This window comes from Bacteroides timonensis, from assembly GCF_000513195.1.
Taxonomy (GTDB): domain Bacteria; phylum Bacteroidota; class Bacteroidia; order Bacteroidales; family Bacteroidaceae; genus Bacteroides; species Bacteroides timonensis.
This window is the reverse complement of record NZ_CBVI010000091.1, coordinates 1-20,270: the sequence shown is the minus strand read 5'-3', so window position 1 is coordinate 20,270 and position 20,270 is coordinate 1. Positions and strand designations below refer to the sequence as shown.

Below are 20,270 nucleotides of genomic sequence, written 5' to 3'. Positions count from 1 at the left end.
GATTAGTGGTGAGTAGCTTTTTTCTTCTCCTTTTCTTTTTCAGCAATTTCTTTTAGCTTGTTCTCAATTGCTTTTTCATCCAGATTTTTTCCTTCTATTCTTCCCGTAGGACTGAGAAGTATGTTGGTAGGAAGTGTCTGTATGGCAAATTGTTTGATAATCTCTCCGCTCCAGCCGGAGAAATCACAGGCTTGTTCCCATTTCAGCGTATCCGCTTTGATGGTTTCCTGCCATTTCTTTTTATCAAGATCGAGAGAAACGCCCAGCAATGCGAAGTTCTTATTCTTCTGCTCTTCCTTATAAATACGGCGGAACATGGCATTGTTTGCACGGCTGACCGTATCCCACGAAGCCCAGAACTGTATGAGCAGGTACTGGCCTTTAAAGTTGGAGCGACTTATATCTTTATCTTCCGCATTGCGCAGTCGGAAGTAGGGTGCTGATTTTCCTACAGCTATCTTTTCTTCTTCTTCAATCCGTTTCAGTAATGCATTCATAAAGGGGCGGTCCTTCAGTTCTCCGGTCATACGGTCTGCCAGTTTCTGGATTTGTTCCAGGTCGGGTTGAGGTTTCTGCACAAAATATTTATCCAGCAGATAGATACTGACTAATGAAGCGGGATGTTCGGTAATGAAATTTTCTGCTTTCTCTTCCAAAGCTTTTCCGGACGGGGTACCCAATCCTTTCAGGTCCTGGTTGAAGTCTGTTAATTCTTTATTGGGGGTATTGCCGTTGATTTGTAAAGAGGATAGTTCGGCCATGGAGCCTTTTATTTGTATTTTATCTCCTTTATTCAGGAAAAGCGGGTACTCCGTTCCGTCACTGAATAATAAGATTGTGGTGACTAGCGTATCAGCGGAAAGTGTCGCGGAGAATTTATCTTTTTCGGCAATCAACGTATCCATGCGGTCATGCATTCTGTCCGCACCATATAAATAGATGGTGTCATTCCCCAATCCTTTGATTTCTCCGCTGAGGCTGATACTATCGGTCTTCTTTCCACCACAGGCAGAGAGGCCGATTAATAGAAGATATAATAGACAGACGTTCTTCATCTCTAAATACTTTTTTGCGAAAGTACGGCTTTTGCAGATAATAAAAAAGAAATGCCCGACATTTCTCAACGCCGGGCATTCTATAGATATTTTTTTATTTACTGAATGATACTCATGAAATCTGCATTCGTGAAGTACTTAGCAAATTCCAGATCAGAAGCGGCTTTCTTAGCCAATGAAGGATCCTTAGCTACAGCGCTCTTCAAGCTGCTGGTAACCATAGAAGAATTGTTGGTTCTTGCACCTAATACAGCCATCAGGTATTCAGTATAAGCGTCCGGTTTTTCTACACTTGCCAAAGTGTTTTTAGCTTTGTTGTAGTCCTTGGCCAGGATCTGAGCCAAAGCGGCACTGTTAGATTTCGTGTCGCCGAATGCGTTTACGGCTCTGTCATATTGACCTTGAGCGACGTAGAGGTTACCCAGGGCTTCGTTCAGTTCTTTTGCGCCGGAAGCTTTGCTCAGGTAAGTTTCGGAAGCGGCTTTATCACCCTTTGCCAAAGCGATCAAACCAAGGTTCATGTTAACTTCAGGAGCATCCTTGATAGAAGCGGCTTTCTTGAAGTAGCTTTCAGCCTTGTCAAGGTTACCTGCCTGGTAAGCCAGTTTACCTAAGTTATTGTAAGCGCGATAGTCGTTCGGATAAATCTGAGTAGCTTTAGTGAAGATTACTTCTTGCTTAGCCGGATCGTTAGTCAGAGTAGCTGCGTACAGCAATTCTTCCAGACTCAGTTGCTTAGCATCTGTGTTAGCCAGATTAGTGATTTCATCATCAGACTTACCAATGATTTCATAATTCAAAGTCAGACGAGAACGACGCAATTGCGGCAAGATTTCGTCAGCTAAGTTCTTGTAAACAGAAGAAATGTTCTTGATTTCCTGCTCTCTTTGTTCAGGATCAGAATACATAGACAGAACGCGAAGGATCAGTTCTTTATCTTGGATATTGGATTTAGATACCAATTCCTGGAAACCTTCCCAGTCCTGAGCAGTATATTTTGTATCGATTGCAGCGTCAATTTTTGCTTTCTTCAAGTTCTGGTTGATAACCTTTGCAGTGTTGTCCTGACGGTTTTCGGCCAACTTAGTGTTCAAGCTTACACCGCCATCGGGAGATGCATAAGCAGAAACTTCGATGTTGCTGATCTTCTTGTTAACAGCGCCGTCTACATTCTTCACTTCTTCGTTGAATTCCTTAGCGGTCTTCAATTCACCGGCGCGAACGTTAGCTTGCTGAATCAAGAACATGATGTTAGCATCGTGTTTTTCCTTGATGATACGTTGGAAAGCGTCGTCTCCGTTAGCAGGAGTAGCGCTGCTCAGTGTCTGCTCAACCATTTCAGAGGTAGAAATCACACCATCAGCTACTTTCACAGCAGGAATAGTTACTGTTTTGTTACCGATTGTGGCCTTGAATTCCAGATATAACTCTGATTTTGCCATTTCGGGAACATAATCGAAAGAAGTCTTCATAGTGTAGTTACCACCCATCTTGTACGAGATGGCCTGGTCGTTACCTTCTACTTTTTCTCCTTGGAATACGGCTGACTGTCCTTTAGCTTCTCCACCGTTCCATTTCAGAACCGGGGTTACTTCTACTACAGCTTTCTTGTTAAAATACTTTTCAGGGAATTTTCCGTTGATAGTGGCGGGAACTTTGCCACCTACAGCTTCAAGAACCTGAGGGGTTACGGTGAAATAATCAGAAGATAATTCACCCATTTTGCTGCTACAAGATGAAAGTGCAACAACCAGTGCCATTAACAAAGGCAGATACAATCTCTTAGTCATTTTAGGTATAAATTAATTGTTTGTAATTGAAATTAGTCTATTGGTTTCTCTCAGTGCCTATTACCACATGATAATAGCCTCGCAAAGATATTAAATCTCCCGGCACAATCTGAAAGGAATAGCCAATTTTATTATAATTTAATGAAATCCTGTCTCTTTTCTGTATTTGATGTTCCTTGGATGGTGTTCAATGATCTCACTCCGCAGCATATTCCGGTCGATATGGGTATAAATTTCGGTAGTTGCGATGGACTCGTGTCCCAGCATACATTGTATAGCGCGTAGGTTCGCGCCTCCTTCCAGCAAGTGGGTAGCGAAGGAATGACGGAAGGTGTGCGGGCTGATATTTTTGGTGATGCCGGCTTTCTCCGCCAACTCCTTTATCAGGTGAAAAACCATGATGCGCGAGATGCTGTTTCCCCAGCGGGCAAGGAATACATAATCTTCAAATCCTTTCTTTATTTTACCAACATTACGGTCGAGCAACCAGTATTTTATTTCTTTGATGGCACGTGGGGAAATGGGGACTAATCGCTGTTTGCTGCCTTTTCCTTCTACCTTAATGAAACCTTCATCGAAATAGAGCTCGGACAGCTTCAGATTACAAAGTTCTGAGACGCGCAGTCCGCAGCTGTATAGAGTTTCCAGAATGGCCCGGTTGCGCTGGCCTTCCTTTTTACTCATGTCTACAGTAGCTATGATGGTGTCTATTTCTTCTACGGTCAGTACCTCCGGCAGTTTAAAACCTATTTTAGGACCTTCGAGCAGTTCACTGGGATCATCTTCCCGATAGTCTGCCATAATCAGGAAGTGGAAGAATGATTTTATTCCGGACATGATGCGTGCCTGGGAGCGGGGATGGATACCGATGTCATGCAAGCTGGCGGCGAAACGTTGCAAGTCGTCCAGAGTGACTGATAGCATATCGATATTCTCTGTTTTCAAAAAACGCAGCAATTTATCAAGATCGGTTAGATAGGCATCAAGCGTATTGGCAGAAAGTGCTTTTTCTAACTTTAGATACTGCTGATACTTCCTGATAATCAGTGCTTCTTTCTCCTTATTTATTGTTTTTTCGTCTAATTTCATTTCTTTTTTCTACCTTTGTTCCCTGAATTTGAATGTTTTCCGGAACGTATCCGATCCGTACCTGCCCCGTATCTGCTCCGTGTCTATAGGCTTGGACTTACTACGGACCTGATACGGAGCTGCTACGGACTTACTACGGAGCAGGTACGGACTTCTTACGGAGTTACTGCGGAGCTATAGTTCCGGAACAAAGGTATAAAAAAATGTGTTATGAGGATACAAATTATTAATGGCCCGAATATCAATCTGCTGGGCAAACGTGAACCTTCCATTTACGGCAGTGTTACTTTTGAAGATTACCTTGTCGAACTTCGTAAGAAGTATACTGATATACAAATAGACTATTTCCAGTCGAACATCGAGGGAGAGCTGATAGACAAAATTCAGCAAACAGGTTTTGATGTAGACGGAATTATTCTGAATGCGGGTGCTTACACCCATACTTCCATTGCTTTGCAGGATGCTATCCGTTCAGTGACTTCTCCGGTTATCGAGGTACATATTTCTAATGTGCATGCTCGTGAGGCTTTCCGTCATGTATCCATGATAGCTTGCGCCTGCAAAGGCGTTATCTGCGGTTTCGGATTGAACTCTTACCGCCTGGCGCTTGAAGCGTTGGCCGGTAATTAGTAATTCATAATTTGTAATTAAATAAAATAGGTATAAGATTATGTTATTGAAACAGACAAAAATCGTTGCAACTATTTCTGATAAGCGTTGCGATGTTGATTTTATAAAAGGCTTGTTTGAAGCCGGTATGAATGTGGTGCGTATGAACACGGCACATCTCGGCCGCGAAGGTTCGGAGATGCTGATAAATAATGTGCGTGCGGTGTCCAACCGTATAGCTATCCTGATGGATACTAAAGGTCCGGAAGTGCGTACTACCATCTGTGCCGATCCTATCGCTTACAAAGTCGGTGACAGAGTGAAAGTCGTAGGTGATCCAGATTTGGAAACTACCCGTGAATGTATTTCCGTTTCCTACCCTAACTTTGTGCACGATGTTGCCATTGGCATACACATCCTTATTGATGATGGTGATCTGGAAATGATTGTTGTGGATAAAACGGAAGATCATTTGGTATGTGAGATACAGAATGATGCTACTTTGGGAAGTCGTAAGAGCGTAAATGTGCCGGGAGTACGTATCAATCTTCCTTCTCTGACGGAAAAGGACCGTACCAATATTCTTTATGCCATTGAGAAAGACATCGACTTTATTGCTCACTCTTTTGTGCGTAATAAACAGGATGTTCTGGATATAAAGGAAATTCTGGATGCTCATAACAGTGATATCCGTATCGTAGCCAAGATAGAGAATCAGGAAGGCGTTGATAACATTGATGAAATCCTGGAAGTGGCTGACGGTGTGATGGTGGCTCGTGGTGACCTTGGTATCGAAGTCCCCCAAGAGCGTATTCCGGGTATTCAGCGTTTGCTGATTCGTAAATGTATCCTGGCAAAGAAACCGGTAATTGTGGCTACGCAGATGCTTCATACAATGATTACCAATCCGCGTCCTACCCGTGCAGAGGTAACAGATATTGCGAATGCTATTTATTACCGTACGGATGCTTTGATGCTGAGCGGTGAAACGGCGTATGGTAAATATCCGTTGGATGCCGTGAAGACTATGACAAAGGTGGCTGCACAAGCAGAAAAAGATAAATTGGCTGATAACGATATTCGTATTCCACTGGATGAGAACAGCAACGATGTGACTGCCTTCCTGGCGAAACAAGCTGTAAAGGCTACTTCGAAGTTGAAGATACGTGCGATCATCACTGATAGTTACAGTGGACGTACTGCCCGCAACCTTGCTGCATTCCGTGGTAAATATCCGGTGCTGGCCATCTGTTATAAGGAAAAGACAATGCGCCATCTGGCACTTTCTTACGGTGTGGAAGCTATTTACATGCCGGAACTTGCTAACGGCCAGGAATACTATTTCGCAGCTCTGCGTCGTCTGCTGAAAGAAGGCCGTTTATCAGAAACTGATATGGTGGGTTATCTGAGCAGCGGTAAAGCCGGAACACATACTTCTTTCCTCGAAATTAATGTAGTGGGAGATGCTCTGAAGTATGCGGAAGAAAGTGTATTACCCAATAAAAACAGATACCTTTAATGAATTGACAATTGATAATTGACAATTGACAATTGGTTGCGCTGTCACACTGCATAGCAATTGTCAATTGTCAACTGTCAATTGTTAATTGTCAACTGTTATGACTATAGACGAATATATTTTGCAGCACATTGACGATGAAGGTGATTATCTGAAAGCCCTTTATCGGGATACACATATTAAATTGTTGTATCCGCGTATGGCATCGGGCCATTTGCAGGGGCGGATGCTAAAGATGTTTGTCAAAATGATACGTCCTCATCGTATTCTGGAAATAGGTACTTATAGCGGTTATTCTGCTCTTTGCATGGCCGAAGGATTACCGGAAGACGGAATGTTATACACGTTTGAGATCAATGATGAACAAGAAGACTTCACCCGCCCATGGTTGGAGAATTCTGCTTATGCGGATAGGATCAGGTTTTATATAGGTGATGCGTTGGAAATGGTTCCACAGTTGGATCTTATTTTCGACCTTGCCTTTATTGATGGTGACAAGCGTAAATATATCGATTATTATGAGATGGTGCTGTCGCGTCTTTCCGATGGCGGTTACATTATTGCCGATAATACTTTGTGGGACGGTCATGTTCTTGAAGAACAACCGCATCGTACTGATCTGCAGACTATAGGAATCAAGGCTTTCAATGACCTTGTCGCACAGGATGCACGGGTAGAGAAGGTAATTCTTCCTTTGCGTGACGGACTGACCATTATCCGCAAGAAATAATATTTAAGTCAGAGGATAAGTAATTGTAACCACTTTTTCCACTCCTTCTGAAACCTGATAGTTCCCTTTAAATGCTCCCAGATAAAGCCGGTTGATGTCGTGCAGGATACGTTGTTCCTGTTCGTCTTCCCACACTTGGTAGAGAGGACTTCCTTTTACTGTGATTTTAAGATGTTGTTCTTCTCTGGTCAGGGTGTATTCCACTTGGCAAACTTCTCCGTCATATAACCTTGGTACGGACAATAATGATGAAAGCAGTTTGAGGAACCATCTGCTATCCGCCTGGATGGGCAATGTCTCCAGAGTGGTGTGGAATTCCGGATTCACTAACGTGGTCTGCATGTTTACCATCATCTTTGCTTCCCGGCAAAGTTCTACGGCATCACATTCCTGTACGTTAAACCGCATCATGCCAGCTTCAAGGCGTGATAAATCAAGGATGTTGTTTATCAAGGCCAGTAGCTTTTCAGAGTTATTCTTTATGGCTGCCGAATACTCCTGTATTTCCTCCTCGGAAAGATTTTTCTCGGTAGATAATAGTTCGGAAAAACCTACGACTGTATTCAGTGGTATGCGGATTTCATAAGTGATATTTTGCAGAAAATACTCTTTCATTTTATCTGCCGCTTCTATCGTTTCTAATGCGTGCCGGGTTTCTTTTTCCGAACTACGTAATTGCCCGTGAATGCGAAGGGCGCGTATAATGGCAAGGAGCATCAGGATAAGTATGACGGCAGATGTTCCGACGTATATCCAGCGATTTTGTTTGGTCAGCAATTCTTTATCTAATAAAGCTTTTTGGATTTTATAATTAGCTTGATATACTTCTTCATGGCGTTGCAGCATATCCTTGTTGAGAGAGTCTCCTTTAAGGGCGGCTGTTTTATAGATGTCGGCTGCTTCTTCATATCGACCCGCCTCCAGCATAGCTTCTGCTTTCATCTTGAGAATACTGTTGTCATGGAAAGGCTCTGTTCCCTGACAGGATGACAAGGCCAGATCGAATGATTGGAAACACTTTTCCCAGTCTTTTATGAGCTTATAGTATACGCCCCATAGAGCATGGTAATCAATATAGTAGCTGAAGAATATATCTTTATCGTAGTACTTTTCTGCTCTTGCCAAATGTAGTTTAAGGCTATCTTTGTCTTCGGCCTTAGCATAAGCCGTACCGAAATATATTTCTGTCTCTAAGAAAATGTTTCTCAATATATTTATGGATTGCGGGTCCTTTTCTACCATTTTTTTCAAGACCTCTTGTAACTGCTCCAATTCACTGCGGGCTTCTGTATACTTCTGTTGTGCCATGTATATTCCCGCCAAATTCTCGTGTATCAGCATCAGAGAATAATTGTTGGCATCCGGATTTACTATCAAAGCTTGTTTATAGCTTGCAATCGCTTCGTCATATTGTTCAGCAAAGTCTTGTGCTTGTGCCAAGGCGATGAGTGAAACGAATACTCCCCTGTCGTATTGGATGCGACCGGCTTCTTTTTGCATTTCCCGGGCTTGCATGATGGCGTATTCTGTGTCTCCCTGGGCACACCTGGCCTGTAATATGGATAACCAGATTGTATAATAGAGCGAGTAATCCTTATATCGGTAGCTGGCTTCTCTCAGGTTCAGAAAACACCGTTCCATCTCAGAAGCGTCAGCCTGGAATTCATAGTGGCGGCAATAATCAAAAAGAATGTATAACTCTTCTTCGTGCATTCCTTTCTGTCTGGAAAGTACAAGAGCGGAGTCGAGAAATTCTATACCAACCTTTTTCCCTATGTATTGCTGGAAAGCGTCTCTCAATATCTTTGAGCGAAGTGTATCATTAGTCTCGGATTTGACAACCTGAAAAATGCTGTCGCGGAATTGTTGCTCTGTTTGCTGGGATGGGTATGCTTTTATTTGGAATAGCATTCCGGATATGAACAAAATAATTAATGTTGCTTTCTTCATGCCTTGTCCTCCTGCTTTAATGGGTGGGTGAAGACGAACCGTGAACCACCGGTATATTGCGGGTCTATCCAGATATTCCCGCCAAGGCGGCTGATGATGAGTTGGCAGATAGCCAATCCAAGGCCTGTTCCCTGGGATTTCTCGTTTACTCTTTCGAAGCGTTCGAATATTTTGCCTTGTTTTTCTAACGGAATACCGCAACCGGTATCAGTGATGGAGAATTGCGCCATACCTTTTTCGTTTTGTTCCAGTAGCAGGGTGATGCTTCCTTCCTTTGTGAACTTGGTGGCATTGACCAATATATTGATTAGCACTTGGTGCAACCGGAGGGTATCGGTCTCGATCTCTAAGGATGGGAGTTCGGTTTTGAAGAAGATTTCGGCTTGTGTCTGCTTGATACCTTCTAATGTTTGAACGATACCTTCGCATAAGTCCACTGCATCGCATTGTTTAAGGTTGAACTTCATGTTCGTTACGTCAAGGCAGGATATGTCTACCACATCGTTCACCAGATTCAGTAGCAGGCGGGAGTTCAACTGGATAATATCATTGCATTGTTTCCGGGTTTCATCATCGATGCCGGGAGTGGTCAGTATATCGGAAAAGCCGGACAAGGCATTCAATGGAGTCCGGATTTCGTGGCTCATGTTTGAAATGAAAAGGCTTTTGTTGCGTATCGAGTCTTCTACCGCTTTCTCTGCTTTCTGTAACTTCCGCCTTGAGAACATTAACTTTTTGGCTTGTTTTTTCAGGTAGACGAAGCAAAAAACTGCAGCAATGATGAAACAGGGTAATATGATGAGGGCTACTAATAGCAAATGGTTCTGTTGCTGGTTGTTGGCCAGTTGCAGTTCGTCTATGGAGTATGTCTTCCGTAAATCCTTTACTTTATGGGAGTTGATTTCTTTGTAATCCGTTTCAATTCGGTCTCCCAATTCTTTATACAGGTTGGCAGCTTTTTCATATTGCTGTTCTTGCATATACTGGTCGGCGACTTTCCGGATACTATCTTGGCTGCTACCCTGATTGGCATAACTGTTAAGAAACGGGAAAAGCAGAAATAGTAGTATGAAGACAGGCTTTTTCATGTTTTTTTGATTAGTGTCGTTGCAAAGGTATTTTATTACAAATAGATTGTCGCAATAATCGTGCTAAAAAAAGTATAATTTATCAGCTAACTGAGATATTTCCGTAACTTTGTCTCTAAATAAAGAAATATATAGTATGGAAACTACCAGACAGAATAAAATATCCCGTTTGCTTCAAAAAGAATTGAGTGAAATTTTCTTGTTGCAGACTAAGTCGATGCCCGGTGTACTGATCTCTGTCAGTGCTGTGCGTATCAGCCCGGACTTGAGTGTCGCACGTGCTTATCTCAGTATCTTCCCTTCGGAAAAGGCGGAGGAGATAATAAAGAATGTCAATGATAATATGAAGTCTATCCGTTATGAGTTGGGGACCCGTGTGCGTCATCAGCTTCGTATCATTCCGGAACTGAAGTTCTTTGTGGATGATTCACTGGATTATCTTGAAAAAATAGATGAATTGTTGAAGTGAACCTTCCCTTCTACATAGCCCGGCGCTATCTCTTCTCCAAGAAGAAGCACAACGCTATCAATATCATTTCCGGCATTTCGGTGTGTGGAGTGGCATTGGCTACGTTGGCGTTGGTCTGTACACTCTCCGTGTTCAATGGTTTTCAGGACATGGTGGCAGGGTTCTTTACAGCTTTTGATCCGGAATTGAAAATTACGGTTCGTGAAGGAAAAGTCTTTGAACCGCAGGGGGCAGCATTTCAGGAAGTGCGTTCTTTGCCGGAGATTGGTGTCTGGACAGAGACGCTGGAGGAGAATGCCATGGTGCAATATAAGGACCGTCAGGCTATGGCTATTATTAAAGGGGTGGAAGATAATTTCGAGGAGCTTACGTCTATTGATAGTTTGCTGTACGGCGCAGGTGAATTTATCCTACATGACTCTATCGTAGATTATGGCGTATTGGGTGTGGAGCTGATATCTGAGTTGGGAACAGGACTTCAGTTTGTTGATCCTCTTCAAGTGTATGCTCCCAAACGGAATGTACGCGTGAATATGGCTAATCCTTCCGCTTCTTTCAATCGTGATTACCTTTTCTCTCCCGGTGTAGTGTTTGTTGTTAATCAGCAGAAGTATGATGCACGCTACATTCTTACTTCTCTTAGCTTTGCCCGTAATCTTTTTAATTATGACACGGAGGTGTCGGCTGTGGAATTGAAGTTGAAGCCGGGGGCGGATGTCACGGCTGTGCAGAGAAAGATTGCCCGTATCCTGGGTGATGAATTTGTGGTACTGGACCGTTATGAGCAGCAGGCAGATGTGTTCCGTATTATGGAGATAGAGAAATTCATATCTTATCTTTTTCTCACATTTATTCTTGCGATAGCCTGTTTCAATGTGATTGGATCTCTTTCCATGTTGATCCTGGATAAACGCGAAGACGTGGAGACTCTGCGTAATCTTGGAGCTGATGACCGCTTGATAGCCCGTATATTTTTGTTTGAAGGTCGGCTTATTTCCCTGTTCGGTGCACTTTCCGGTATTGTTTTGGGGCTGTTGCTTTGCTATATCCAGCAGCGTTTTGGCATCATCTCCTTAGGTGGCGGTAGTGGCAGCTTTATTGTGGATGCTTATCCAGTCAGTGTGCATGCAACGGATGTAGTACTGATATTTATTACGGTGATTACTGTCGGATTCCTTTCGGTGTGGTATCCGGTGCACTATTTGACGCGGCGGTTACTGAAGAAATAATGTCAGTTTTCGGTTACGGCAGATTCCTATAAATTGAGTGACGGATGATGAAATACCTGTTAGTAGAAGACGAACGTTTCGCTTACGAAGAAATGAAGCGGATGATGGAGAAGTTACGCCCCGATTATCAATTGGAGGCATGGACAGCCACTGTGGAGCAGACCGTACAATTTCTGAAACATCATCCGGTAGATTTGGTGTTGCTGGATATCCGGTTGACGGATGGATACAGTTTCGACATTTTTGAGCAGATGCAGGTTACGACGCCTGTTATCTTTACTACCGCCTATGATGAGCATGCCATACAGGCATTTAAGGTGAATAGTGTGGATTATCTGCTGAAGCCTGTGGAGGAAGATGATTTACTGGCGGCATTGAGGAAATTTGAACAGTTCAGGGTTGTGCAACCTCCCGCTACCGATTACAGGAAACTGGAAGAAGCATTGATGAGTAATTGTAAAAAGAACCGTTTCCTTATCCAGAAAGGTGATGCATATCATTATGTGGAGACTTCGGATATCGCTTTCTTCTACAGTGAAGAGAAAGTAGTCTTTCTGCATACCTTTTCAGATAAACGCTATATTGTGGACTATACTTTGGAACAGATAGAGCAGTTGCTGGATGAGAGGACTTTCTTCCGTGTTTCCCGCAATTGCATTGCCAATATCAATTCTATCCGTAAGATATCCAAGTACTTCAATAGTAGGTTGAAGTTGAGCTTCCAGCCTGAATGTCCGCACGAGGTTTTAATCAGTCGTGTGCGGGTTCCTGATTTCCTGAAGTGGGTGGATGGTGTGCTTTAAAATACATTTGGGGATGAAGAATAAATGGTATATCCTGCTTTTCATAGTGATCATTGCAATTTCTCTGTTTGCATTCCAGTATGTGGCGGAGCTTCTTTCTGACGCTCCCCGGAGCCTGAGTTTGGAGACACAGTATCTGCTCAATTTACCTGCCTGCATTTTTGTGGGGATTGTTGACTTTCTCATCATTGTTATTGTCCATAAGAAGCTGGACAACATTAACAATACAATGAGAATCTTTATCGATTTATTGTTGGCATCCGTATGGGTGAGTTGCTTCGGCATAGCGGCAAATTATATCCTGTCCATTATTCTGGAGGAACCTTGGCCGGAAGATTATGCTCTGCTGAAAATGTCTCTGCCGGTAGTACTTTGGAATAGCATGATTGTTCTTCTGATTGAGATATTCTTTTATCAGCAAAGCCAAATGGAAGCAGAGAAGAAACTGGCAATTATAGAGAAAGAGAAGATTCAGTATCAGTATGAAACCTTGAAAGCCCAGATAAATCCACATTTCCTGTTCAATAGTCTGAATGTGCTATCCTCACTGGCCTATAGTGATGCGGAAAAGACCAATCTGTTTGCTAAAAAGCTGTCAGGTGTCTACCGTTATCTGTTGTTGACAAACAATCGTCCGATGGTTACTTTGAAGGAAGAACTGGCTTTTCTGGAAAGCTATGTATTTCTGGAGAAGATTCGCTTTGAAGATACATTGTTCATCGAGATAGACGAATATGATTTGTACGGAACCAGATTAATCATTCCCGTCAGCTTGCAACTGCTGGTAGAAAATGCGATTAAGCATAATATAGCTACTTTAAAGAATCCACTTATTGTTCGGATAGGCTTTACCGATGAGGGGATCATGGTTTCCAATAATCTGCAATTGCGGAGTTCAGTAGATAGAGGTGGTGTAGGATTAGGGAATCTGGAAAAACAATACGCCTTGTATGATAAAGTAATTGATATCGTGAAAAGTACTACAGAATTTGTAGTGAGAGTACCTTTCCTCGAATAATCTTCTTTTTTCCTTTTGTTCCATCTTTGGGATAATGAAATTCAACAGGTCTTTCATGCAGTTCGTCGGAAAAGACTTATACCGGACAAGCTAATCTCTTTTCTTTGCAATAAAATAATCTAATTTATTAGCAATGAGACGATTCTCTTATTTTTTATTTCTGTTGCTCTTGGTGGCAGCAATCGATGGTTTTGCACAAGGAGTTATTAAAACGGAGTATATGCCTGCCTCTTCTTTCAGAGATGAAGCGGGGAATAAATTGGGTTCGGGCGATTTATTAAAATTCACCGGAGCATATACGCTGCCCTTTTCGCTGAAGCAGAATGCATCAGGACAACCTGTCATGTGGTCGGCATCGGTCAGAGGGACTTATGCGATGCTTAATAATCGACAGATGGCTTTGGATATACATCCGGATGAGGTGTTGAGTGGCAGCCTTAACCTGACACATGTACGGCCCTTGTCGAAGAAGTGGTACATGATAGCCAGTTTGGGAGCAGGTATTTATTCGGCACCGGATGCAATTACCTGGCAGAGTGTATTGGTGAATGGGGGAGTGATTTTTGTGTATAAATGCAGGAAAAATCTGGATATAGGTGTTGGGGCTGGATTGACGAATTCATTTGGAGTGCCTATTGCCATGCCGATGTTCTTTCTTAACTGGCAGCTTTCCGGTAATTATGAGGTCAATGTGAATCTCTCTTCCGGTGTTGAGGTGTCCGGGGCGGTACGTTTGGGAGATCGGTTTAAGCTGAGGTTGGTGGCAATGGAAATGGATGGGATATCTTCTGTGATGGATGTAGAGGGGAAGTCTATGATATATGCTTCGGTTATGATGCGATCTTATCTCTGTCCGGAATACAAAATAGGTAAGAAGTCGTGCCTGTATTTGGGGATAGGGGGCAATTGGCTCAGGTCTGGAGATCTGACTAAACGTACGCTTAAAGGGTTTGTAGACAATATGTTCAGTGATAAAGATGATCCGTATTTCAATCCGACGGTTTACTTTTCCGCCGGAGTGAAGTGTGGGTTTTAGACAGAATGCGTTCAACAAAAAGTTGGATCAAGTTGCTCTCACTGCTCTCACTTTGTATATAAAGCAGTAATAATAAGAATCTTAAGTGTTAGTGAGAGCAACTTTTAAGAGTGAGAGCAAAAAAGGAGCTCTCACTCTTGCAATCAATCCGGATCAGGATGATGCATATATTTACTTTATATCAGGGGTTATTGTGTTGAGAACCAGTGATCTATCCCTTTACCCTTAGGGGTAGCCGGGTGTTGACCTAGGTTAACAGGCCTATCAACCTTGGTTGACGAGCCGGTTAACCAAGGTTGGCAGGCTTGTCAGCCAAGGTTAACACCCGGTAATGCTTACTGTAGAGATACAGAAACAACCGGGCAAAAAGAAATAATCAATGGCTTAGTGCTGATTCTCTGCATGAGTAGAATGCCAATACTCGCTCTTTTAGCAGATACGCATACTTTGCTTGTGATTGTTTCGATAATGCCTCTGCCAGTTTCATTTTTATTTCGTTGTATTCATATACGGCTGACTTCCCCGAAGCATACTTCTCCAAAGCATAGCGATGTGCCTCTTCATTGGCAACGACGGCTTTGGAGGTCGATTCGTATTTTTCCAATGCGTTCACTGCATCCGTATAAGCTTTTTCAATCTCCTTATATAGGTTCTTTTTCTCATTTTCCAGAGACAGACGGGCATTACTCTCTTCTATTCGTGCGGTGCGGACTTCATTCCGGGTTGAAAATCGGTCGAAAAGAGGGATACTCAGTGATAAATAGACACTTTTCTGCATATTATTTTGGAGTTGCTGCCTGAAGGATGGATTTATGCTGTTCCCCGAATGGTAATAGCCGGTACTGATACCTGCACCCAATGAAAGCGTGGGGTAGTATCCTGCTTTGGCCACTTTGATGGCTTTTGAACTGCTTTGCAGTGAATAATAGGCCTGTTTTATTTGAGGCATACAGTTCAGTGCGGCTGCATAGATGTTTTGGGGCATGATGGTATCTGTCCGGGATATGTTCTCATCAAGAGAATCGATGTCGAACTCCTCATGCCCTTGCAGTTCCATGAGCTGTATGAGGTCGAGGAGGGAGAGACGGAGCGAGTTTTTGGCTTCCGTTGCCGTCAGTTCATCGTCAGCCAATTGAGCTTTGACATCATATAGTTGGGATTGCGGTGCTTTGCCGTTTTCTATCAGAAGTAATGTCCGGTCTTCTTGTTCCCGGGTCAAACGGATTTGCTCCCGGGCAATCTTATGGATTTCCTTGTTCAGCAGAATCTGGAAATAGCAGCTTGTGACATTCAGTGATAAATCGTTTTCTATAAGTTCCTTATCAGCTTCGGCTGCCATCAGGTCGAACTTGTTGCGTGATACGGATGCACTCCGCCGGAAACCTGTAAAAAGAGGCATTTCTGCGCTTACGGAGAAGGAAGAACTTTGTGTATTGCTGTCTTCGTATGCATTACTGCGATTGAGTGAGCGTCCGAAGTCGAACTTCTGAGAAGTTCCGGCACTGAGGTCGGGCAGGAAACTGTTTTTTAAAGTGCTTTTTTCTACTTTTAGTTTTTCAATACGGTTCCGGCTTTGTTTTACTTCAATATTGTGCCGGATGGCGTGATCGATGCACTCTTGGAGAGACCATCTTCTATTTTGTGCCTGTACATTGCCGATAAAGGCGAAAGTCGTGATTGCCACGCTTATCATTATTAATTTCTTCATAAAAATAACATCGTTTGATTACTGTATGATTCTATTGCTTTGTTGTTGCAAAAATAGAACACTGACAGCTCAAACGATGTTATAGAAATGTTATTGCTATGTTAAGATTATTCCAGCATGGCAAACTGCTCGTTCCAAAGCCTGAAGTATGAGCCACCTGCATCGTAGAGCTGGCTGTGTGTGCCGGTTTCTGCCACTTTACCCTTGTCAATCACTACAATGTTGTCGGCACATCTCACTGTAGTCAGTCGGTGGGCAATGATGATTACCGTTTTCCCCTTTCCGGCCAATGCATCCAGTGTTTCTTTTACATAACGTTCGGCTATGGAATCCAGTGACGAAGTGGCTTCATCGAAAATCAGGATTTCCGGTTCTTTATACAGGGCGCGGGCTATGGCAAGTCTCTGACGCTCGCCTCCGGAAAGGGTGGCGCCGTGTTCGCCTACTTGAGTCATGTAGCCATTAGGCAGCCTGTCTATAAAATCTGTCAGGCCGAGCTGTTTCACCAGACTGCTAATACGTTTCATGTCCGGTTGCGTATCACCGAGTGCGATGTTTTCGGTGACGGTTCCGGCAAACAGCTCGATTTGTTGGGGAACGGTACCTACCCGGCGCCGGAGGCTGCGATTGTCAATCTGTGCAATGTCATAGTCTCCAATGCGGATGCGTCCGGATTGAATGGGGTAGATGTGCTGTAAAAGGGAAATCAGTGTTGTTTTACCCGAACCGCTTTCTCCGATGACGGCAGTAGTCTTGCCCTTTTCTATGGTTAGATTCAGGGAGTTGAATACTTCCTTGCGTGAACCGTATCTGAAAGAAACATTCTCAAAAATGATGTCGCCCATCATGTCCGGTTCCAGAATGATCTTTTGTTCATTGTCCTGCTCCCTTTCCAAATCCATAATCTGAAACAGACGGTCGGCGGCTATCAATGCATCCTGAATAGTCTGGTTAGATGATATCAGCGAACCGATGGGCGAGATGACGTAACCGACCAGAGAATAGAATACCATGAGCGTGCCGGGTGTCATCTCCTGATCGATAACCAGAATGCTGCCCAGCCACAAGATGGCGATTGTGATTCCTGTAGATACGAATTGGATGCCTCCTTGTGCCAGGATGGAACCGTAAATACTTCGGTAAGTATTCTTCAATAAATGTACAAAACGACTTTCTGTCTTCAGGTTGGCATACTCTTCGATGCCGAAACGCTTAATGGTTGAAATGGAATTGATGGACTCTACCAATTGGGATTCCAGATCGGCACTGCTTTCCATGATGCTGCGTTGGTATTTCCGGTTCAGCTTGTTGAAGCCCCAGAAGATGAGCAGGAATAGCGGTGCAGATATCAGGGTCATGACTGCCAGTTTCCAGGAATAAATGAACATCAGGCACAGGGAGAACACCAGTATCATGATATTCACTACCAGATCGAGAGATACGTTGTTGATGAAGTTGCGTATTTTCACGGCATCGTTCACGCGTGAAATGATTTCTCCTACGCGCATGGTGTCAAAGAATTGTTGAGGCAGGGTCAGCAGGTGTTTGTAATATCCCAGGATCAGGGCTGCATCGATTCTTTGTCCGGTTTTCAGTGCCAGAATGCTTTTCATTGCACCGATGAAGGTACGCAGCAACAGGATAATGAGCATAATCACTCCCATCAGATTCAGCAAATTGGTGTTTTTGTCGACCAGTACATAGTCTGTGATTTTGCCTACATAGATAGAAGTGGATAATCCCAAAATACTGAAAACAAGTGCACCGAAGACGGCTTGCAGCATTACGGACTTATGGGGTGCCAGCAATGAAAGGAATTTCTTGCTCATGCTGGTTTGCTGATTTCCCTTTTTGAAGGTCTCTTCCGGTTCCATCAATACCAGTATACCTGTCCAGTCGTGCCGGAAGTCTTCGTGTAAAACCTTATGCATCCGTCCGTCTCCGGGATCCATATATGTGATGTGTGTCTTCGTCACTTTGTAGATTACAACAAAGTGTTGAAGTTGTTTGTGATTTACCAGCACATGTGCGATGGTTGGCTTGGGAATCGTGTACAGTGCATCGAACTGTGCGCGGACGCCTTTGGCGGACAATCCCAGTTTGTTGGCGGCTTCTATCAGTCCTAATACATTCGTACCTTTCTGGTCGGTGAATGCATATTGGCGGATGCGCGATACCGGGAAGCGCAGTCCGTAGTGGGCGCATACGGAAGCCAGACAGGCTGCTCCGCAATCGGTGATGTCATGTTGTTTGATCTTGGTACCTTTTTTCATTTTATCTCTGTTTTTATTATTTGCTACTTAATGTTTACTTGCTGTTTTTGGGCTATCATCTCATTAGCCGTGTATTGTTTTAAGGAGTATTTTTTCTGTGAAGCAAAAGTACGGGGTTAGTGGAAGAAGTTGTGTTATTGCTATGTTATCGCTATGTTAAATTGATGCTGCGTAGAATAATACAAGAATATTCCTGCAATGTTGTCTGATTAGAGGGAAAGAATAAACATTATTCTTCTTTAATGATTAGCGTTTTTAGTCTTTTTGCATCTGATAAAGTACAAGTATATGAGTGAGAATCAAAATATAGAATGGAAAGAAAGCTGGCGTGACGAATATCTGAAATGGATATGCGGTTTCGCCAATGCCGTAGGCGGTAAAATATATATAGGTATGGACGATAATGGAAAAGTGGTGGGGGCTCCTAATGCTAAAAAGTTATTGGAAGATATACCGAATAAAGTGCGTGATGTTCTGGGCGTAATTGTGGATGTAAACTTGCTGGAAGAAAACGGGCTGGAATACATCGAAATCGTAGTGCCGCCTTATTCAAATCCGATAAATTATAAAGGTCAGTACCATTATCGTACGGGTAGTACGAAGCAGGAATTAAAAGGCGGAGCCCTGAATCGTTTTATTCTGCAACGTACAGGTAAAAATTGGGATGATTTTCTGATAGCGGGTGTAACAATAGAGGACTTATCGACTAATGCATTGAGGCGTTTCCGCCGGGAAGCTGCAAAAAGCAACCGTGTGGATGCTGATATTTTGAATGATACGACAGAGCACTTACTCTATGATCTGCGGCTGATAGATGATGATACCCGACAATTAACTCGGGCGGCTGTATTGCTATTTCATCCTGATCCTGAGAAATATGTGCGGGGTGCATACATAAAGATAGGTTTCTTTCGGAATGATAATGAAGATTTGGCGTTTCAAGATGAGGTTCATGGCTCCTTAATGGAACAGATAGACAAAGCTATGGATTTGATAAAGACCAAATATCTTATATATAGCATCTCCTATGAGGGGGGGGCCCGCCGTGAAACTCCACAGTTTCCGGTTGAAGCATTAAGAGAGTCTTTAATGAATTGCATAGCTCACAAATCTTATGAGGATGCAACCCCCACACAGATAAGTGTTTACCCCGACCATGTGGTTTTTTTGGAATGCCGGGCGTTTGCCTGAAGACTGGACGACACAGAAGCTGTTTGAGAAACATCCGTCCCGTCCTTATAATCCTTCCATTGCCAATGCTCTTTTTAGGTGTGGAGATATTGAGAGTTGGGGACGTGGGTATAAACGTATTTTGGAGGCTGTCGGTTCTTATAATCTGTTGCCACCAGTCGTACAAGTATTAAGTGGTTTGATGATAACCTATTACACGGATGTACATTCACAGCTTGTTTCGCAAAATTTGGATAAACGGTTTATGCCTGTTATTGAGTATGCAGCAAAGAATGGAGCAGTAACAAATTCAGATGTGCAAAGATTGTTGAATACAAGTAAGGCTACCGCATACCGGATATTATCACAATTGGATAATTGGTTAGAAATACAAGGAACAACCGGTAAAGGAACTCACTACACGCTTAAAGGGTTCACAAAGGATTCAAAATCAGAGTGAAAACAAGAATGCGCTCACTCAATAGGTTGAAATTTAGAGGTTTATATATTCGCCTAAGGGTTCACAAAGGGTTCATTGAAAAGAGAGTTGTTTTAATGAGGGCACTGAAAAAGTTCCCCACTTGTAATAAGTCTCTCCCTAATACACAAAAAATAGATTGTGAATCCTTTTTCTTAGGGTTCCCAATCTATTTTTGTTTTTCAGCTTTTGTGGCGCCTATGCCGCCATCTATCTTCTTTTTTGATGGTTGTTTGGCTAAAAATGGATTTTCTGA

General features: G+C 43.1%; 16 protein-coding genes and 1 pseudogene. 10 read left to right on the top strand and 7 right to left on the bottom strand.

What is annotated here, in order from left to right:
• Positions 1 to 2: 2 nt before the first annotated feature.
• From BN161_RS16785 to xerD, 3 genes are all read right to left on the bottom strand, one after another.
• Positions 3 to 1,055 (bottom strand): TlpA disulfide reductase family protein, encoded by a 1,053-nt coding sequence (locus BN161_RS16785; RefSeq protein ID WP_044268419.1) that lies wholly within the window; start codon positions 1,053 to 1,055, stop codon positions 3 to 5.
• Between the two features lie 98 nt (positions 1,056 to 1,153).
• Positions 1,154 to 2,845, bottom strand: a complete 1,692-nt coding sequence (locus tag BN161_RS16780) for a tetratricopeptide repeat protein (protein ID WP_044268416.1) — start codon at positions 2,843 to 2,845, stop codon at positions 1,154 to 1,156.
• Positions 2,846 to 2,983: 138 nt separating this feature from the next.
• Positions 2,984 to 3,934 (bottom strand): site-specific tyrosine recombinase XerD, encoded by a 951-nt coding sequence (xerD, locus tag BN161_RS16775; RefSeq protein ID WP_044268414.1) that lies wholly within the window; start codon positions 3,932 to 3,934, stop codon positions 2,984 to 2,986.
• A 210-nt stretch (positions 3,935 to 4,144) separates the two neighbouring features.
• On the opposite strand from xerD, the gene aroQ reads away from it, so the two are divergent.
• From aroQ to BN161_RS16760, 3 genes are all read left to right on the top strand, one after another.
• Positions 4,145 to 4,564 carry a type II 3-dehydroquinate dehydratase gene (gene aroQ / locus BN161_RS16770; RefSeq protein WP_044268412.1) on the top strand — a complete coding sequence of 140 codons (420 nt, stop codon included), beginning with the start codon at positions 4,145 to 4,147 and terminating at the stop codon, positions 4,562 to 4,564.
• A 40-nt stretch (positions 4,565 to 4,604) separates the two neighbouring features.
• Positions 4,605 to 6,062 carry a pyruvate kinase gene (gene pyk / locus BN161_RS16765; RefSeq protein ID WP_044268411.1) on the top strand — a complete coding sequence of 486 codons (1,458 nt, stop codon included), beginning with the start codon at positions 4,605 to 4,607 and terminating at the stop codon, positions 6,060 to 6,062.
• 100 nt (positions 6,063 to 6,162) lie between these two features.
• Complete coding sequence (locus BN161_RS16760) at positions 6,163 to 6,792, top strand: O-methyltransferase (protein WP_044268410.1); 630 nt, start codon at positions 6,163 to 6,165, stop codon at positions 6,790 to 6,792.
• Between the two features lie 3 nt (positions 6,793 to 6,795).
• Here BN161_RS16760 and BN161_RS16755 read toward each other — a convergent pair whose 3' ends face one another.
• Positions 6,796 to 8,742 carry a tetratricopeptide repeat-containing sensor histidine kinase gene (locus BN161_RS16755; protein WP_044268408.1) on the bottom strand — a complete coding sequence of 649 codons (1,947 nt, stop codon included), beginning with the start codon at positions 8,740 to 8,742 and terminating at the stop codon, positions 6,796 to 6,798.
• Positions 8,739 to 9,830, bottom strand: a complete 1,092-nt coding sequence (locus BN161_RS16750) for a sensor histidine kinase (RefSeq protein ID WP_044268406.1) — start codon at positions 9,828 to 9,830, stop codon at positions 8,739 to 8,741. Before BN161_RS16750 ends, BN161_RS16755 begins: the two co-directional genes overlap by 4 nt.
• A 136-nt stretch (positions 9,831 to 9,966) precedes the next feature.
• Between BN161_RS16750 and rbfA the strand changes: the two genes are divergently transcribed.
• The 5 genes from rbfA to BN161_RS16725 all read left to right on the top strand — a co-directional run bounded on the left by rbfA (position 9,967) and on the right by BN161_RS16725 (position 14,385).
• Complete coding sequence (rbfA, locus tag BN161_RS16745) at positions 9,967 to 10,299, top strand: 30S ribosome-binding factor RbfA (RefSeq protein WP_044268404.1); 333 nt, start codon at positions 9,967 to 9,969, stop codon at positions 10,297 to 10,299.
• Positions 10,296 to 11,528 carry an FtsX-like permease family protein gene (locus tag BN161_RS16740; RefSeq protein ID WP_044268403.1) on the top strand — a complete coding sequence of 411 codons (1,233 nt, stop codon included), beginning with the start codon at positions 10,296 to 10,298 and terminating at the stop codon, positions 11,526 to 11,528. The genes rbfA and BN161_RS16740 overlap by 4 nt, the downstream gene beginning before the upstream one ends.
• Positions 11,529 to 11,572: 44 nt before the next feature.
• Entirely contained in the window at positions 11,573 to 12,331 is a 759-nt protein-coding gene (locus BN161_RS16735; RefSeq protein WP_044268402.1) for a LytR/AlgR family response regulator transcription factor, read from the top strand.
• A 13-nt stretch (positions 12,332 to 12,344) separates the two neighbouring features.
• Positions 12,345 to 13,349, top strand: coding sequence for a sensor histidine kinase (locus tag BN161_RS16730; RefSeq protein ID WP_044268400.1), 1,005 nt, complete (start codon positions 12,345 to 12,347; stop codon positions 13,347 to 13,349).
• A 133-nt stretch (positions 13,350 to 13,482) separates the two neighbouring features.
• On the top strand, positions 13,483 to 14,385 hold the full coding sequence (locus BN161_RS16725) for a DUF6268 family outer membrane beta-barrel protein (RefSeq protein WP_044268399.1): 903 nt from the start codon (positions 13,483 to 13,485) through the stop codon (positions 14,383 to 14,385).
• 376 nt (positions 14,386 to 14,761) lie between these two features.
• Here BN161_RS16725 and BN161_RS16720 read toward each other — a convergent pair whose 3' ends face one another.
• Together BN161_RS16720 and BN161_RS16715 are read right to left on the bottom strand one after the other, a co-directional pair.
• Positions 14,762 to 16,093 carry a TolC family protein gene (locus tag BN161_RS16720; protein ID WP_044268398.1) on the bottom strand — a complete coding sequence of 444 codons (1,332 nt, stop codon included), beginning with the start codon at positions 16,091 to 16,093 and terminating at the stop codon, positions 14,762 to 14,764.
• Between the two features lie 107 nt (positions 16,094 to 16,200).
• Positions 16,201 to 18,366 carry a peptidase domain-containing ABC transporter gene (locus tag BN161_RS16715; protein WP_044268397.1) on the bottom strand — a complete coding sequence of 722 codons (2,166 nt, stop codon included), beginning with the start codon at positions 18,364 to 18,366 and terminating at the stop codon, positions 16,201 to 16,203.
• Positions 18,367 to 18,654: 288 nt separating this feature from the next.
• Between BN161_RS16715 and BN161_RS16710 the strand changes: the two are divergent.
• Together BN161_RS16710 and BN161_RS30150 are read left to right on the top strand one after the other, a co-directional pair.
• Positions 18,655 to 19,996: pseudogene (locus BN161_RS16710) on the top strand (RNA-binding domain-containing protein).
• The coding region (locus BN161_RS30150) for a hypothetical protein (protein ID WP_209441908.1) at positions 19,993 to 20,270 on the top strand (278 nt) is incomplete at its 3' end. The pseudogene BN161_RS16710 and the gene BN161_RS30150, both read left to right, overlap by 4 nt.

Bases quoted from the DNA above. Each gene is read 5' to 3' on its own strand.
- BN161_RS16715 (WP_044268397.1), bottom strand. From the start codon at position 18,366: ATGAAAAAAGGTACCAAGATCAAACAACATGACATCACCGATTGCGGA.
- BN161_RS16755 (WP_044268408.1), bottom strand. From the start codon at position 8,742: ATGAAGAAAGCAACATTAATTATTTTGTTCATATCCGGAATGCTATTC.
- rbfA (WP_044268404.1), top strand. From the start codon at position 9,967: ATGGAAACTACCAGACAGAATAAAATATCCCGTTTGCTTCAAAAAGAA.
- BN161_RS16750 (WP_044268406.1), bottom strand. From the start codon at position 9,830: ATGAAAAAGCCTGTCTTCATACTACTATTTCTGCTTTTCCCGTTTCTT.
- BN161_RS16730 (WP_044268400.1), top strand. From the start codon at position 12,345: ATGAAGAATAAATGGTATATCCTGCTTTTCATAGTGATCATTGCAATT.
- BN161_RS16785 (WP_044268419.1), bottom strand. From the start codon at position 1,055: ATGAAGAACGTCTGTCTATTATATCTTCTATTAATCGGCCTCTCTGCC.
- xerD (WP_044268414.1), bottom strand. From the start codon at position 3,934: ATGAAATTAGACGAAAAAACAATAAATAAGGAGAAAGAAGCACTGATT.
- BN161_RS16735 (WP_044268402.1), top strand. From the start codon at position 11,573: ATGATGAAATACCTGTTAGTAGAAGACGAACGTTTCGCTTACGAAGAA.
- BN161_RS16760 (WP_044268410.1), top strand. From the start codon at position 6,163: ATGACTATAGACGAATATATTTTGCAGCACATTGACGATGAAGGTGAT.
- BN161_RS16725 (WP_044268399.1), top strand. From the start codon at position 13,483: ATGAGACGATTCTCTTATTTTTTATTTCTGTTGCTCTTGGTGGCAGCA.
- pyk (WP_044268411.1), top strand. From the start codon at position 4,605: ATGTTATTGAAACAGACAAAAATCGTTGCAACTATTTCTGATAAGCGT.
- BN161_RS16720 (WP_044268398.1), bottom strand. From the start codon at position 16,093: ATGAAGAAATTAATAATGATAAGCGTGGCAATCACGACTTTCGCCTTT.
- BN161_RS16780 (WP_044268416.1), bottom strand. From the start codon at position 2,845: ATGACTAAGAGATTGTATCTGCCTTTGTTAATGGCACTGGTTGTTGCA.
- aroQ (WP_044268412.1), top strand. From the start codon at position 4,145: ATGAGGATACAAATTATTAATGGCCCGAATATCAATCTGCTGGGCAAA.